12 protein-coding genes are annotated in these 17,243 nt (G+C 40.3%); all 12 read left to right on the top strand.

Going from position 1 to position 17,243, the window contains the following annotated elements; all coding sequences use genetic code 11:
• The first annotated feature begins 17 nt into the window (after nucleotides 1–17).
• A complete protein-coding gene (gene pilQ, locus D9K81_RS09890; protein WP_407923631.1) occupies nucleotides 18–2,063 on the top strand; it encodes a type IV pilus secretin PilQ in 2,046 nt (681 codons plus the stop codon).
• A gap of 36 nt (nucleotides 2,064–2,099) precedes the next feature.
• Nucleotides 2,100–2,651, top strand: a complete 552-nt coding sequence (gene aroK, locus D9K81_RS09885) for a shikimate kinase AroK (protein WP_120373655.1) — start codon at nucleotides 2,100–2,102, stop codon at nucleotides 2,649–2,651.
• A 13-nt stretch (nucleotides 2,652–2,664) separates the two neighbouring features.
• Nucleotides 2,665–3,744: a 3-dehydroquinate synthase gene (gene aroB, locus D9K81_RS09880; protein WP_120373654.1), complete on the top strand. Its 1,080-nt coding sequence runs from the start codon at nucleotides 2,665–2,667 to the stop codon at nucleotides 3,742–3,744.
• 11 nt (nucleotides 3,745–3,755) lie between these two features.
• Complete coding sequence (locus tag D9K81_RS09875; protein WP_407923630.1) at nucleotides 3,756–4,619, top strand: hypothetical protein; 864 nt, start codon at nucleotides 3,756–3,758, stop codon at nucleotides 4,617–4,619.
• Between the two features lie 444 nt (nucleotides 4,620–5,063).
• A complete protein-coding gene (gltB, locus tag D9K81_RS09870; protein ID WP_120373768.1) occupies nucleotides 5,064–9,539 on the top strand; it encodes a glutamate synthase large subunit in 4,476 nt (1,491 codons plus the stop codon).
• Nucleotides 9,540–9,613: 74 nt separating this feature from the next.
• Nucleotides 9,614–11,035: an FAD-dependent oxidoreductase gene (locus D9K81_RS09865; RefSeq protein ID WP_120373652.1), complete on the top strand. Its 1,422-nt coding sequence runs from the start codon at nucleotides 9,614–9,616 to the stop codon at nucleotides 11,033–11,035.
• 221 nt (nucleotides 11,036–11,256) lie between these two features.
• Nucleotides 11,257–12,141: a metal-dependent hydrolase gene (locus tag D9K81_RS09860; protein ID WP_121523267.1), complete on the top strand. Its 885-nt coding sequence runs from the start codon at nucleotides 11,257–11,259 to the stop codon at nucleotides 12,139–12,141.
• Nucleotides 12,142–12,277: 136 nt separating this feature from the next.
• Nucleotides 12,278–12,868, top strand: coding sequence for a LemA family protein (locus tag D9K81_RS09855; protein WP_121523265.1), 591 nt, complete (start codon nucleotides 12,278–12,280; stop codon nucleotides 12,866–12,868).
• 27 nt (nucleotides 12,869–12,895) lie between these two features.
• Entirely contained in the window at nucleotides 12,896–13,987 is a 1,092-nt protein-coding gene (locus tag D9K81_RS09850) for a TPM domain-containing protein (RefSeq protein ID WP_407923627.1), read from the top strand.
• Nucleotides 13,981–14,538 carry a TPM domain-containing protein gene (locus tag D9K81_RS09845; RefSeq protein WP_120373648.1) on the top strand — a complete coding sequence of 186 codons (558 nt, stop codon included), beginning with the start codon at nucleotides 13,981–13,983 and terminating at the stop codon, nucleotides 14,536–14,538. The genes D9K81_RS09850 and D9K81_RS09845 overlap by 7 nt, the downstream gene beginning before the upstream one ends.
• 200 nt (nucleotides 14,539–14,738) lie before the next feature.
• A complete protein-coding gene (locus tag D9K81_RS09840; RefSeq protein WP_120373647.1) occupies nucleotides 14,739–15,218 on the top strand; it encodes a pilin in 480 nt (159 codons plus the stop codon).
• Nucleotides 15,219–15,287: 69 nt separating this feature from the next.
• Nucleotides 15,288–17,198 carry a tetratricopeptide repeat protein gene (locus D9K81_RS09835; RefSeq protein WP_120373646.1) on the top strand — a complete coding sequence of 637 codons (1,911 nt, stop codon included), beginning with the start codon at nucleotides 15,288–15,290 and terminating at the stop codon, nucleotides 17,196–17,198.
• Nucleotides 17,199–17,243 lie beyond the last annotated feature (45 nt).

Genomic DNA, 17,243 nt, shown 5'->3' with positions numbered 1-17,243 from the left:
TTGGGGATGGCAATACAATGAACCGTATGTTTCGTCAGTTTTCTATGGGTGCTGTAGCAATGGCGGTCATGCAAGCCGCGAGTGCGGGTGTTGCAGTGACGAATGTGGTACCAATGCAAATTCCAGGACAAGGTACTGAAATTCGTGTCATGTTCAATGGTTTGCCACCACAACCTCAAGCTTATCAGTTGGAACAACCATCGCGTTTAATTCTCGATTTTGATAAAGCACAGCAAAACCTGAAGCAAAGTTCTATTCCAGTAGCAACAAATGAAGCAAGCTCGGTTGATATTAGTTCTGATGCACAACGTGCTCGTTTGACCGTGAATTTAGCAGATGCAGGTGCATTTACTACACGTGTTGAAGGTAATACCTTTATCCTTAAAATTAATGTGGCAAATACATCTGCATCAACACCTGTAGCTGTGCAAAAGCAAGCTCAGGGAATTTCGGACATTGGATTTAAGCGTGGTTCGGCGGGTGAAGGCTTAGTTGTTATTGATTTATTGGGTAGCAATACACCAGTTGATGTACAACAGCAAGGTAGTAAGATCGTTGTACGCACTTTGGGCAATAAAGTGCCAGCGCATTTGGCACGTCGTTTAAATGTGAATGATTTTGCGACCCCTGTTGCTACAGTAGATGCACAGAATGATCGTGGTAGTGGTTTGATTACTATTGAATCTAGTGGTAGCTATGAATATATGGCGTATCAGACAGATAATCGTCTAACCATTAGTTTAAAGCGTCCCGAAGATAAAAATCCAGCACGTGCAAAAGCATCGAATCATTATACGGGTAAAAAAATCTCTTTAGACTTCCAAGATATTGAAGTACGCCGTGTTTTACAACTTCTTGCAGACTTTACTGATATCAATATGGTGGCTGCAGATTCTGTGAATGGCAATATTACATTACGCTTAAAAGATGTTCCTTGGGATCAGGCATTAGATATTGTGCTCAAAACTAAGAATTTAGATAAACGTCGTAATGGCAATGTAATTTGGATTGCGCCAGTTGCTGAATTGATTAAAGCAGAAGAAGATGAAGCGAAAGCTATAGAACAGAGTGTGAAGCTTGCACCTATTCAAACTGAATATTTGAAGTTAAGTTACGCTAAAGTTGCTGATATTGAGAAACTGATCACGCAAAGTAAAACGAATAATACGGGTGGTGCTAATAATGGCAGTAATGCTTCGGATGCATTATTAAGTTCACGTGGATCTATTTCTGTTGATGCGCGAACTAACACATTAATCGTGAATGATACGGCAAATAATATTGATAAAATTCGTAAGATGGTCGATTTGCTTGATGTTGAAGTAAAACAGGTGATGGTTGAAGCGCGTATTGTAACTGCACAAACAGAGTTTTCGCGTGAACTAGGTGTGAGTTGGGGCCTACAACGCAACAATCCATCATTAAGCGCTGGTGCGAATGGATCAAATGTATGGGGGGGGGATTACTCGCCAAAATTTGATTTGGGGGTTGATTTAGCTACTGGTACGGCAGGTACATTTAATTTTGGATTATTGAAAATCTCTGATTTTATGCTTGATTTGCAATTGACTGCGTTGCAATCAGATGGTCATGGTGAAGTGTTGTCTGCGCCAAAAGTTATGACAGGGGATAAGCAGAAAGCTTCAATTTTACGTGGCGATCAAATTCCGTATCAATCTTGGAGCGCTGAAGGTGGTACAACAACCAGTTTCGTAGACGCAAACTTAAAGTTGGAAGTTACACCGAGTATTACACCTGACGGTAAAGTGCAAATGGATCTTAAAATTGAAAAAGATACCATTGGTGAGTTAACGTCTGCGGGTTACTTAATTAATACCAATAAGCTTGAAACCAATGTTCTCGTTGGTGATGGCGAAACAGTTGTACTGGGTGGTATTTTTGATGATATTAAGCGTAATCAGTATCAAAAAGTTCCATTCCTAGGTGATTTACCATTTGTTGGCGTATTGTTCAAAAACAATGTGAAAACAAATGCACAAACTGAGTTGCTAATTTTTGTTACGCCACGAATTGTTAATGACAGTGTTTCAAGAAATCATTAATATATTTTGAAATTAACAAAATCAAAAGGTGACTCCTTGCCAAGCAAAGAGTTTGAATCCCTACCAAATATATATTTGGTAGGGCCTATGGGGGCAGGAAAAACAACCGTTGGGCGACATCTAGCAGAATTGTTAGGGCGTGAATTTCTTGATAGTGATCATGAGATTGAACGCAAAACAGGTGCAACCATTCCTTGGATTTTTGAAAAGGAAGGGGAAGTCGGTTTTCGTAGTCGTGAAACTATTGTGATTGATGAGTTAACGGCACGTCAGCATTTGGTTTTAGCCACGGGTGGTGGTGCAGTTACACAAGCCCCTAACCGCGAATTTCTCAAACATCGTGGTATTGTTGTCTATCTCTATACGCCAGTTGAAATTCAACTGCAGCGGACCTTTCGCGATAAAAATCGCCCTTTATTGCAAGTCGAAAATCCTGAACAAAAATTGAAAGATTTATTGGCAATACGTGACCCACTCTATCGTGAGGTTGCACATCATATTATTGAAACGAATCAAGGTGCTGCGCGTGATTTAGCGCATAAAATCTTAAACATGATCGTTTCTACTCCTGTTCTTAGTCAGTCATAGATCGGCGATATTCATGCAAACCTTATATGTTGAACTTGGCGAACGCCGTTATCCTATTTTTATTGGTAGTGATTTAAATCCACAAAGCTTGTTAGAGCCATTTATTCATGGGCAACAGGTGATGATTGTGTCAAATGCTACGGTAGCACCGCTTTATTTGGAGCATTACCAACAATCCATCCAAGCATTGGGCAAAACTGTCGCGACATGCATCTTGCCTGATGGTGAAAAATATAAAAATAGTGAACACTTAAATCTCATTTTTGATGCTTTGCTTCAGGCAGGTTTCAATCGAGATTGCACCGTACTTGCTTTAGGCGGTGGTGTTATTGGTGATATGGCTGGTTTTGCATCGGCATGTTTTCAGCGTGGTGTGTATTTTATTCAAGTCCCGACGACTTTACTTTCACAAGTAGATTCAAGTGTTGGGGGGAAAACAGGAATTAATCACCCTTTAGGTAAAAATATGATTGGTGCATTCCAGCAACCGCAAGTGGTGTTGGCAGATATGTCTCAATTGGATACTTTACCAGATCGTGAATTATCAGCAGGTTTGTCTGAAGTCATTAAGTATGCGTTATTAGGTGATGCAGACTTCTTGCTTTGGTTAGAACAAAATATGGACGGTCTGGTAAAACGCGATGCTGAATTATTGGCTGAAGCAGTCTATCGTTCATGTGCACATAAAGCGCGAATTGTGGCCAATGATGAAAAAGAACAAGGTGAGCGTGCTTTGTTAAATCTAGGTCATACCTTTGGTCATGCCATTGAATCGTACTTGGGTTATGGTGAATGGTTACATGGTGAGGCTGTTGCTGTAGGCATGATCATGGCGGCAGATTTGTCGCATCGAATGGGATGGTTGAGTGCGGATGATGTACAACGTACAAAAAATATCATTTTACGTGCCAATTTACCTACGGTTTGCCCTAAAATTCCATTAGATCAATTCTTATCATATATGTCGCATGATAAAAAAGTGCTGAATGGCCAATTGCGTTTGGTGCTGATGAAGAAACTAGGCAAAGCGATCATTACCAAAGAATTTGATGTGGAATTAATGAAACAAGCCATTCTGGCAAATCAGAGATAAGTAAAAGGTTCATCATGGCGCTTCAAAAGGCAAAATTTCCTATCCAGCAATACGTTTGGCTCGTATTGGGAGGTGCTTGCCTATTTGGCGCGCTCGTATTCTGGGCAGTTACAGACACTAAAGAATTGATTGAGGTGGATAAACAGCCCGAAACGGAAGTTGAATTACAAATTCAACCTGAAAAAGTGGCGGCAATGAACCATCTTGGTGCGTTATATGATGAGGTGAAGCCTTTAGATATGACGACGCGTGTGGTGGTGACTGCACAGCATGAAGCAGAGTTTCGTGGTACAAAATTTATTACAGAACACAAAAATGATGTAGCTGTCGAGATCTTTCGTAGCTCCAACGAAGAAATTGTTAAAAGCTTTTTGAGAAAGCAAGGTGATCGTAAGCCATTCATCTATTTACGTCTTTCTGGTGAAGATCATCCCGAGCAATATGTTTTATTGTATGGCGTATATCGTAGTAATAGTGAAGCAAATCAAGCTATTGCAGATATGAAAATGAATTTACCTGCCTCTGTGAAGCCAGTGGTTGTGGCGATTGATCAATATCAGCCTCTTGTGAATGATTTAGGCACTGAAGAATTAAAAAATAACAGTAAGATATATTCTGTCAAATTAAAAACAGCACCTTTACCACAGGTCGATGAGGCACAGTTAGCGGCAGCACGATTAAAAGCGCAAGCACAGCAAGCAGAAACCCAAGTGGATTCAGCTAAAAATGTTACGACAACTACTACGGTTACACGACGTGATGCTTCGGGTAATGTGGTGAATGTGCAAAAATCTCAGAGTTCTGCAGAGCCAACTCGCCCTAAAACAACTCCTATAAATTCCGTTGAACATGAGGTGAGTGACCCATTTAATTAGTTCGAGCTAAAATGGCGCATTACAAACTAAGTTTATTTTAAAAATGCGCCTTAATGGTGCAATATCGATTAAAAATAAAACACTAAATAATAATATTGAATATAAATCCCTTAACTCATCAGTACTTGCTTATATGTTGCATTAGTTTGGCATGAAATTTGCTTTATTGGTGCATCAATTGAATATATCTCCCTATTTTGGCGCGAAAATGATTCGATGAGAGTGCGAAGCAGTCAGGCTGATGAGAACTGGTGGTTCTGCAAAATATGTTTCGATTTACATGCAAGATGATGTTTTTCGGTATATCTTAAGTATGTGAAGAAGAAATAAATTTGCTCAGCAAAACAATTTATGTGAGTAGATTAAGACTAAATCGCAAAGAAAAAATTAGATTTTGTTATTGGCTCGAAAGAGCAGTGTAGAAAAGAAGGGTACGCTATGCACATGCCATCGCCTAATACTGTAGCTCCCGCTCAAGGTTTATACCAACCGGATGAGTTTAAAGATAACTGTGGTTTCGGTTTAATCGCCCATATGCAGGGTGATGCAAGCCATGATCTGGTTAAGACTGCTATTCATAGCCTAAGCTGTATGACCCACCGTGGCGGTATTGCTGCGGATGGTAAAACGGGTGACGGTTGTGGTTTGCTTTTGGCTATGCCAAAGCAATTTTTTCGTGAAGAAGCGAAGAAAATTAGCGATATCACATTAAGTGAAGTTTTTGCAGTCGGAACGGTATTTCTAAATTTAGATCCAGCCCTTGCCGTGCACTCGAAACAAGTATTAACCAAAGAAATCGAATCTGAAGGCTGTAAAGTTTTAGGTTGGCGCGTTATTCCAACCAACAATGACGCTCTAGGCTCGATTGCTATGCAGTCATTGCCAGGTTTTGAACAAATTATTGTGAACTGCCCAATGGGTGTTACTGAGGTTGAGTTTAACCGTAAGTTACTCATGGCGCGTCGTCGTGCTGAAGAAGCATTAACGGCAGATCCATACTTTTATGTAACGACTTTGTGTTCAACTGTGATCAGCTATAAAGGTTTGATGATGCCTGCATTTATTGCAGACTTCTATACTGACTTGGCTGATGAACGCTTAGCATCTCATATTGTGGTCTTCCACCAACGTTTCTCAACCAACACCTTACCACGTTGGCCTTTGGCACAACCATTCCGTTACCTTGCACATAATGGTGAAATCAATACCATTACTGCAAACCGTAACTGGGCAATGGCACGCACGCCAAAATTTGAAAACCCACTCTTGCCAGGTATTACTGAGCTGAATCCGATTGTGAACCGTACAGGTTCGGATTCATCAAGTATGGATAATATGCTTGAGCTTTTAGTTGGCGGTGGAATGGACTTGTTCCGCGCACTTCGTATGCTCGTTCCGCCAGCTTGGCAAAACGTTGAAACTCTAGATGCGGATTTACGTGCATTTTATGAGTTTAACTCAAAACACATGGAAGCTTGGGATGGTCCAGCGGGTCTCGTGATTCAAGATGGTCGTCATGCAATTTGTATGCTTGACCGTAATGGTTTACGTCCAGCACGTTGGGTGATTACTAAAAATGGCTATATCACACTGGCATCTGAAATTGGTGTGTGGGGTTATGAGCCTGAAGATGTGATTTCGAAAGGTCGCGTAGGCCCAGGTCAAATCTTAGTGATTGATACGCATACAGGGAAAATGCTTGATACTCAAGATGTCAGCAACCATCTCAAACGTATGCGTCCATACCGTCAATGGTTGCGTGAAAACTCAGTACGTATTCAAGGTAGTCCAGAGCTTGAAGAATATTTATGTGAACAAGGCTTAAAAGGTGATGACCTAAAAGCGGCGCAAAAAATGTTCTTGGTGACCTTTGAAGAGCGTGATCAATTGCTTCGTCCAATCGCAGAAAGCGGTCAAGAAGCAGTCGGTTCTATGGGTGATGATACGCCTATGGCGGTTCTATCACGTCAAGTTCGTCACGTGTCTGATTATTTCCGTCAACAATTTGCTCAGGTAACCAATCCGCCAATTGATCCATTACGTGAATCGATTGTGATGTCGCTCGAAACTTGTTTAGGGCGTGAGCAGAACGTATTTGAACAAAGTCCAGAACATGCAGATCGCTTGATTATTTCAAGCCCAGTTCTGTCAAATTCAAAAATGCATCAAATCCGTACGATTGGTCGTACTGGTTATGAAATCGCAGATATTGATTTGAACTATGCTGTTGAAGAAGGTCTGGAAGCTGCAATTGCACGTATTTGTGAAGAAGCTGCGACAGCCATTCGTGCAGGTAAAACCCTATTAGTTTTATCTGATCGTAAAATCCGCCAAGGTTTCTTGCCAGCCAATGCCCTTATGGCAACAGGTGCTGTGCATCATCACTTGATTAATGCGGGCTTACGTACAGATGCCAACATTATTGTGGAAACTGCTCTGGCACGTGATGCACACCAATTTGCAGTTATTTTAGGTTTTGGTGCAACAGCGATCTATCCATACCTTGCTTATGACGTGATTAATGACTTGATCGCAAAAGGTGAGCTTTTAGGCGACCCAATTCATGCGCAAGCAAACTTCCGTAAAGGCATTGAAAAAGGCTTATTAAAAGTACTTTCTAAGATGGGTATTTCAACGGTTGCCTCTTACCGTGGTGGTCAATTATTTGAAGCCGTTGGTTTGTCGGATGATGTGGTTGCGAAGTGCTTCACTGGCGTACCAAGCCGCATCAAAGGTGCAACATTTGTTGACCTTGAAAACGATTTGAAAAAATTGGCAGATTTAGCGTGGAAAGCACGTAAGCCAATCGAACAAGGCGGTATGCTGAAGTTTGTCTTTGATAAGGAATATCATGCATTTAACCCAGACGTGATTAATGCTTTACACAAAGCAGTACGTTCGGGCAACTATGCAGACTTCAAAGAATACGCTGAGTTAGTGAATCACCGTCCAATCGCAACGATTCGTGATTTATTTAAACTCAAAACTGACAATTCAATTGCATTGGATCAAGTTGAATCTGTAGAAGCAATTTTACCTCGCTTCGATTCAGCAGGTATGTCTTTGGGTGCATTATCACCTGAAGCACATGAAGCAATTGCGATTGCAATGAATACAATCGGTGGCCGTTCTAACTCTGGTGAAGGCGGTGAAGATCCTGCGCGTTACGGCACCATCCGTAACTCGAAAATCAAACAAATTGCGTCTGGCCGTTTTGGTGTAACTCCTGCTTATTTAACATCTGCAGAAGTACTTCAAATTAAAGTGGCTCAAGGTGCAAAACCAGGTGAAGGTGGTCAGTTGCCGGGTGGTAAAGTAAACGGCTTAATTGCTCGTCTACGTTACTCTGTGCCAGGTGTAACGCTGATTTCGCCTCCGCCGCATCACGACATTTACTCAATTGAAGATTTATCACAGTTAATCTTTGATTTAAAACAAGTTAACCCACAGGCGATGGTGTCAGTTAAACTTGTTTCTGAGCCAGGTGTTGGTACGATTGCGGCAGGTGTAGCAAAAGCGTACGCAGATTTCATTACCATTTCTGGTTATGACGGCGGTACAGCGGCTTCTCCACTTTCTTCAATTCACCATGCAGGTTCTCCGTGGGAGCTTGGTCTAAGCGAGGCGCATCAAGCCCTTCGTGTAAATGACCTGCGTGGTAAAGTTCGTGTACAAACAGACGGTGGCTTAAAAACAGGTCTAGATGTTGTGAAAGCGGCAATTCTAGGTGCTGAAAGCTTCGGTTTTGGTTCTACACCAATGATCGCATTAGGCTGTAAATACCTACGTATTTGCCACTTAAATAACTGTGCAACAGGTGTTGCAACACAACAAGATCATTTACGTCAGGAACACTATATTGGTGAGCCTGAGATGTTAATCAACTTCTTCCACTTCATTGCAGAAGAAACACGTGAATGGTTGGCAGCACTAGGTGTTTCAAGTCTAAAAGATTTGATTGGTCGTACAGATCTACTCGAAACATTGCCAGGCGAAACTGAAAAGCATGCGCATCTTGATTTAAGTAAATTACTTGAATCACATCCAGCAGCTGAAGGTAAGGCGCAATATTGCCAAGTTGAAGGCAATGCGCCATTCGACAAAGGCTTGCTTGCAGAGAAAATGGTCGCAGAAATACTTCCAGCGATTGAAGCAGGCACAACAGGTGAATATAGCTTCACGATTGGTAACTGTGACCGTTCAATTGGTGCGCGTATTTCAGGTGAAATTGCGAAACGTTATGGCAACTTGAGCATGGAAGCGCATCCAGTTAAAGTGAATTTAACGGGTACTGCAGGTCAGTCTCTTGGTGTATGGAACGCAGGTGGTTTGCATATCAGCCTTGAAGGTGATGCGAATGACTACGTAGGTAAGGGTATGGCTGGTGGTCGTATCTCAATTTTCCCACCAAAAGGTTCGCCATTCCAAACGCAAAATACGGCAATTATTGGTAACACATGTTTGTACGGTGCAACTGGCGGTAAGCTTTTTGCAGCAGGTACTGCGGGTGAGCGTTTTGCGGTACGTAACTCAGGTGCATTTGCGGTAATTGAAGGTGCAGGCGACCATTGCTGTGAATATATGACTGGCGGTATTGTGACTGTACTCGGTAAAGTAGGTCATAACTTCGGTGCAGGTATGACAGGCGGTTTTGCTTATGTGCTTGATTTGGATAATGACTTCGTTGATCATTACAACCACGAACTGATCGAGTTGAATCGTATTTCTACAGAAGCGATGGAAGAACATCAAGAATTCTTGCTCCGTATTATCGATCAACACATTAAAGAAACAGGTAGTGCTTGGGCGTATAAGATCCGCCATGAGTTTGATTTCTATAGCCGTAAATTCTGGCTTGTGAAACCAAAAGCTGCAAACTTGCAGACTTTGTTAAAAACAACTCAAGCTGATCCACAATAATTCCACTACTGCAGAGATATAGGCAGATGTAGTACTGACTTGGAATCAGTCTACATCTACCCACGGAGAGAGACATGGCAGAGCGCCTAAATAATGACTTTCAATTCCTGGATGTACCACGCCAAGATCCAGAGAAAAAAGATATTGATGTCCGCAAAGCAGAGTTTGTGGAAATTTATAAACCGTTCACAGCGGAAGTGGCAGCCAATCAAACACATCGTTGTTTAGGTTGTGGTAACCCTTACTGTGAATGGAAATGCCCAGTGCATAACTACATTCCAAACTGGTTAAAGTTGATTGCAGAAGGTCGTATTTTCCAAGCAGCTGAATTGTGTCATCAAACCAACACTTTGCCAGAAGTGTGTGGTCGTGTTTGTCCACAAGACCGTTTATGTGAAGGTGCATGTACACTGAATGATGGTTTTGGTGCTGTGACTATTGGTAATGCAGAAAAGTATATTAATGACACTGCATTTGCATTGGGCTGGCGCCCAGATATGTCATCTGTAAAATGGACCGACAAAAAAGTTGCGATTATTGGTGCAGGCCCAGCAGGCTTGGGTTGTGCTGATATTCTAGTACGTAACGGTGTTAAACCCGTTGTATTTGATAAACGCCCTGAAATTGGTGGCTTACTGACTTTTGGTATTCCAGAATTTAAAATGGAAAAAGACGTTATGAAACGTCGCCGTGAAATTTTCACAGGCATGGGCGTTGAATTCCGTTTAAATACTGAAATTGGTACAGACGTGACCATTGATCAATTACTTGCAGACTACGATGCTGTGTTTATGGGTATGGGCACATACACATACATGAAAGGTGGTTTTGCTGGAGAAGATCTAGATGGTGTTGTCGATGCACTAGATTTCTTGATTGCTAATGTAAACCGGACCCAAGGTTGGGAAAAATCTGCATCTGATTACATTAGTGTAGAAGGCAAGAAGGTGATTGTACTGGGTGGTGGTGACACTGCCATGGACTGTAACCGTACGTCTATTCGTCAAGGTGCCCAGTCTGTAACATGTGCATATCGTCGTGACGAAGAAAACATGCCAGGCTCACGCCGTGAAGTGAAAAATGCCAAAGAAGAAGGCGTTGAATTTAAATTCAATCGTCAACCGATCGAAATTGTCGGTGAAAATGGCAAAGTGATTGGCGTTAAAGTGGTAACGACTCAGTTAGGTGAGCCAGACAGCCGTGGTCGTCGTAGCCCTGAGCCAATCCCTGGTTCTGAAGAGATTCTTCCTGCTGATGCAGTACTTCTTGCATTTGGTTTCCGTACTTCGCCAGCAGATTGGTTTGATGGTGTGAATATTAATTTGGATGGTTCTGGCCGTGTTGTGGCAGCAGAACAGCAAGAATTTAAATTCCAAACCTCGAATCCAAAAATCTTTGCAGGTGGTGATATGGTTCGCGGTTCTGACTTGGTGGTGACTGCGATTCACGAAGGCCGTCAAGCCGCAGAAGGCATTTTAGATTATTTAGATGTTTAATTAATTGCTTGATGTATTAAGAACCCGCTTCGGCGGGTTTTTTATTGAATGGATTTCCTGTAATGATAAGAAATATGTACGTTGGGATAAAACATGGCTCGGATTGTAAAACAAAGTTGTAATTTGAACGAATTTGCAAATGCACTAAGCTTTTTTGCCATGTGTCAGTCCTTAAATGATGCCCATACTGAGTGCTTGAATTCTAAGTTAGAGATGTTCAAATGACTGTAGTGACGACACAAAAATCATATCAAAATCGTCCAAAAGCCATAGGCATTACTGTGCGCAAATTACAATTTAATCCGAAAGCTATTCGTCGGCATTATTTTGCGAATTCACCAGTTATGTCTCATTTATTGACGGCACTCTCCTCAACCTTCCCAATTGGTGAGCAATTTTTTGTTCATAGTGTGCGTAATGTACGTGCGCAGGTGAGCGATGAAAAATTGCAGGCACAGATTGCAGCATTTATTGGTCAAGAGGCGATGCATTCGAAAGCACATGCAGAATTTAATGATGCATGGCGAACCCATGATTATAATTTGGATCGCTTTCAAGCATGGCTAGGGCGAAAAGACAATTATGTGAAGAACTTACATCCTAAAATTCAGTTAGCCATTACCTGTGCCTTTGAGCATTTTACAGCATTGCTAGGCGGATATATTCTGCGCCATCCTGAAGTTTTAAGCACTTTGGATGAGGATGCTGTGAAACTGTGGGTCTGGCATGCCATTGAAGAGATTGAGCATCGTGCAGTGGCATTTGATGTTTATCAGCATGTGTATGGCGATGATAAGATCCGCCGTATGATTATGCGCAGTGTGACCACAGGTTTTGCGAGCCTGACTTTTTATTCTGGCACTAAGCTCTTTATGCAAGATCGTAAAAAGAGCTTGCCGAAAGTAGGTGGGAATCTTTTTGGTAGTTATTTATTGGCTAAAATGTTTATACAGCTTGTTCCAGAGTATCTGTCTTATTACAAAAAAAACTTCCATCCTTCTGAAATTGATTACACAGACATTGTGCAGTATTGGAAGCAACAACTTGCCGAGGAATATCAAGTAGAAAGTTTTCAAAGTGAGCAAAGCGTTATGCGCTATAGTTAAATGATCTCAAAAGCCCATTAATTGGGCTTTTTTATGGGTGCTTACTTTGTTAAAGAAAAGCAACAAAACCTAAAGAAAATAGCGCTAGAATAATTTTATTTAAACAAATACAAATAAATACTCGAGGCGAATTGGGATGAATTTAATAAAAAATAGTATGTTGGCGCTCGCTTTGGCAGGTAGCTTAAGCTTAACAGGTTGTGGCTATAATACTTTGCAAGTGAAAGATGAAGCAGTCAATGCATCGTGGTCTGAGGTGCAAAACCAATATCAACGTCGTGCAGATTTAGTACCTAACTTAGTTAATGTGGTAAAAGGTTATGCCAAACATGAAGAGCAGGTACTCACCGAAGTCACCCAAGCACGCTCAAATGTTGCGGGTTTAAAAGTAGATAAAGACGTACTGGAAAATCCTGAGCTATTTAAAAAATATCAAGAAGCACAGTCGCAAATGACCAGTGCATTATCGCGTTTAATTGCGGTGTCAGAAAATTATCCTGACTTAAAAGCCAATGAACAATTTAAAGACCTACAAGTGCAACTAGAAGGGACAGAAAATCGTATTGCGGTCGCGCGTAATCGTTATATTTCAACTGTACAAGACTACAATGGCTATGTCCGTCAATTCCCACAAGCAATGACTGCAAAAGTGATTGGGATGAAAACTAAACCTAACTTTAGTGCTGAACAAAGTGCTCAATCTGCACCTAAAGTCAGTTTTGATTAAATTGTGGTGCTGAATGCTGTTTAAGGAATGCTGATGTCTAAACGCGTGCAGAATTCAAAAGCCTATTTAGCGGTATATTTCGCCCTGTGTATGAGCCTGTTGAGTGTAAGTGGCAATACGTGGAGCGAGAGGGCTGTTGCTCAAGATGATGGAGCTGCTGAAATAGCAGTGGCCTCAAAATTAATTAAAGAGCAACAGTCGAATCAGACCCCACAGGATCAACAGAATATACCGAGGAATGATGTAACACAGCTCGCGCCACAAATTGCCAATGATATGGCAGATGGGCAGAGTATTCGCACATTACCGACTTTAAATACACCCATCGTTGATCAGGCGGGCTTATTAACCGCATCAGAAAATCAAGCGATTAGCCAAAAAATAATACAGTTACATGAATCGGCTAAGGCACAAGTAGGAATTATTATTGTGCCAACCACGGGGCAAGAAGATATTTTCTCTTATGCTATGCGGGTAGCTGATCAGTGGAAGCTTGGAACTGCCAAGCAAGATAATGGCTTATTAATGGCGATCGCTGTAAATGATCATCGCATTCAAATTCTTTCGGGTTATGGTTTAGAAGGTGTGTTACCCGATGTTGTGCTGAGTCGAATTATTCGTAATAACATCACGCCATATTTTAGACAAAATCAGTACGCACAAGGGATTCAAGCAGGCTTAAATGAAATTGAAAAAGTCTTGAATATGGACCCAGAAGTTGCAACTCAAGCGGCTCAAGCATTAAAAGAGCGACAAGAACAGGCTTTACACGAGCAACAAGCCAAAGAAAAAACCATAATGACTGCGCTCTTTATATTGGTTGCTGGTGTTATTGGTTCGTATATTGTAGGTAATCGACTAAGTGCCGCAACAGCTGCTGTTGCAGGTGCGGTCGCAGGTTTGGTCAATGGCGCGGGCTTAATCACAAGCTTGCTGATTGGTGGTGGCATTTTCTTTTTATTGATTACGGCCTTAGCTCAGCTCATCTTTCAGGCCTTTTTGTCTGGTGGTGGGCGAGGTGGTGGGCGAGGTGGTGGATCAGGTGGGGGCTTTGGCGGTGGTGGTTACCGTGGAGGCGGTGGTGGATTTGGTGGAGGAGGTGCTTCAGGCTCATGGTAACAACATCTGAAACAACAAAAATTTTGACACAACCTAAAATTCAAGATTTGCCTCAACCGAGCTTTAAACGATGGCTCAAGCATTTTTGCTTTTTACCTGCGACAAAGCGCTATTTTGATCGGCAAGATCAACATGCGATTACGCAGGCTGTAACCCGCGCAGAGCAAGGGCATATTGGCGAAATACAAGTCGTGATTGAGGGGCATATTCCTGCCCATCAAGCCTATTCACAAAATACCTATGCACGTGCCCAGCAACTGTTTGCAGAGTTGGGCGTATGGGACACTGAACATAATAGTGGTGTGTTGCTCTATCTAAATTTGTGTGAGCGCAGTGTGGAAATTGTGATTGATCGTGGGATTAAGAAATTGACAGAGCAACAGGTTTGGCAAAGGATTTGTGAATCTATGCTCATTGCTTTAAAGCAAGGGCAATATCGCGATGCGGTGGTGAATGGTGTATTAGAAATTGGATCAGTCCTTGGGAAATTTTATGATGACGTAACATTAGATGAAAAAAATGAAATTTCTGATTTGCCAGTGATCCTTTAGTATGAAATGTAGGTAAGATAGTGACGTTAATTGTCACTTTTAAACACAAAAAGAGACAAGGTTTTCACAAAAAAATAAATATTTTTTTAAAATGCTGTTTTTTTGAGTTTTTTTATTATAATCATTCTTGGCACACTTAGTGCTAACAATAAATTAGCTTCAAAGCTTAATAATTAAATTATACATTTGTGGAGAATGTTATGAACGCTCAAAAAGGTTTTACCCTGATTGAATTAATGATCGTTGTTGCAATTATCGGTATTCTAGCTGCGATTGCGATTCCTGCTTATCAAAACTATACAAAGCGTGCACATGTAACTGAAGGTATTAATCTTGCTGGTGGAGCAAAAGCTGCAGTAGCTGAGTTTTATTCTTCAAATAATCGCTTTCCAATGAATAATGCCAGTGCTGGTTTAGCGGGAGCTACGACTATCAAGGGTAATGCAACGGAATCAGTAGGCGTTGGTCAAATCAATGGGGCTGCAACGACATCTTCATCTGCCAAAGATGGTCTTATCTTTATTAAATATGGTACAAAAGTAGATGGAACTAAGAATACTTTAGTACTGAGTCCTTCAACTACGGCGGGCGGAATACAGTGGAAGTGTACACGTACTAATTCACAAATTACTAGCGGAACAGCAATCGATCAAGAGTTAGTACCATCTAACTGCCGTTAATTTGCTGATATAAGTTGGTCTTAGCGCTCATCATCTGATGGGCGTTTTTTAATTTATAAGATATGATCTATGTTAAAAAAATATCAACCAGTCATTTTTTTTGTCTTTATTCTATTACTGACAGCTGTGGTTTATTGGGCTGGTTTGAAGGGTAATTTTCTGTTTGATGATTATCCAAATTTAAAAGACTTGGGAACCTATGGAGTAATTGATAGTTGGGAAAAAGTCAGAAATTTTGTATCTAATGGGTTTGCAGGCCCTACTGGGAGACCAATTTCACTTCTTAGTTTTTTAATTGATGCAAATACTTGGCCTGCTGATCCATATCCTTTTAAATATACTAATTTAATGCTTCATTTATTAAATGGGGTTCTTTTATGTTGGTCTATATTGTTGCTATTAAAAAATTATAATTATAAAGAGCAACAAGCACTTTGGATTGCCTTAGTCGCATCTGCTATTTGGTTATTACATCCTTATTTTGTGTCAACAACTTTATATATTGTGCAAAGGATGGCACAGCTTGCAACACTTTTTAGTTTAATTGGAATCATAGGATATTTAAAATATCGATTATATCTATCTGCTAAGCCTATTAAAGCCTATGTGGGTATGACTATATTTTTAGGATTAAGTACAGTTTTAGCAACATATAGTAAAGAAAATGGAGCTTTACTTCCTTTTTTAATTTTAGTTATAGAATTCTGTAATCCAAATAGAAATAATCAGCCAGTCTGGCAATGGCGCGCTATATTTTTGTGGCTTCCGTCAATAGCGATGCTAGTCTTACTTAGCAAGTATGTGACTTTTTCACAAAATCCTTGGCCAAATCGTAATTTTAATATGATAGACCGATTATATAGTGAGGCAAGAATTGTCACAGAATACCTTTATAACTTGGTAATCCCTCAAGTAGAATTAAGAGGTTTATACCAAGATGGTTATATAGTGTCTAAGTCACTGTTTAATCCTATTACGACTTTATACTCTTTAATTTTTATATTTGTTATTTTTGTTTTTTCTATTTTTTACAAAAAAAAATACCCTTTAATTTCATTGGCAATTTTATTTTTTTTAGTTGCTCATTTAATGGAATCAACAGTTATTGGTTTGGAGTTGTATTTTGAACATCGAAACTATTTAGCAGCACTCTTTCTATTTTTACCAATAGCGAATGGACTATTTCTTTTAAAAAATAAAATTGATGATAAGTTGGTGGTTTTGATTGTTGGGCTTATTTTAAGTACGCTAAGTTTTTTTACATATGAGCGAGTGAAGTTATGGTCAAATACTGAAAGTCTAGAAATGTATTGGGCAAAAAACTCGCCAAACTCACCTCGGGCACAAAGCTCAATAGCGCGGTTATATTTTGAAAATGGGTATGTGGCTGAGGCAAATATGTATTTGGAGCAAGCGATACAACGCATGCCAGAAAGTACATTGCTAAATCTAAACTTATTACTGCAAAAAGTATATGTACGAGTAGCAACTGAATCTGATTTTAAGCAAACAGCTAATAGGATGAAAAAACAGCCTTTTGATGCACAGGCTGTGCAAGCTTTGCGTAGTTTGACTGAATATATTGTGTATGAGAGGCTAGCACCAAATTATGGAAGCTGGATGATATCATTGATTGAAATTGCTAATACAAATCCAAATTATAGTAATTTCCCCTTATTTCAGCGTTTAACTCCGTATTTAGAAGCACAAATTTATTTAGCACAAGGCAATACAGGTTTAGCTTTAAAAAAATATACTATTGCATTATCTCATTATAATGATGTTGAAGCAGGAATGATGATGGTAGCTGAAATTGGGGAAACTAAAAATTACAGGGAAGCATTAAGTCTTTTGTATAAGGTAGAAGAAGTATATATGAAGCAGGATATTCAGACATTAAAGCGTAGTAAGTCAGAATATGACTTTGAAATTAAACGGTTAAAAATATTTTTAATGAATAACGTTGAGCACAGTATTTGAAATGTTAATTTTTATTTTAATTCTTCTAGAAGAAAAATTAATAAC

The organism is Acinetobacter chengduensis (assembly GCF_003664645.1).
GTDB classification, from domain to species: domain Bacteria; phylum Pseudomonadota; class Gammaproteobacteria; order Pseudomonadales; family Moraxellaceae; genus Acinetobacter; species Acinetobacter chengduensis.
The sequence above is the reverse complement of the archived record's forward strand: the minus strand, read 5'-3'. Positions and strand labels throughout refer to the sequence as shown.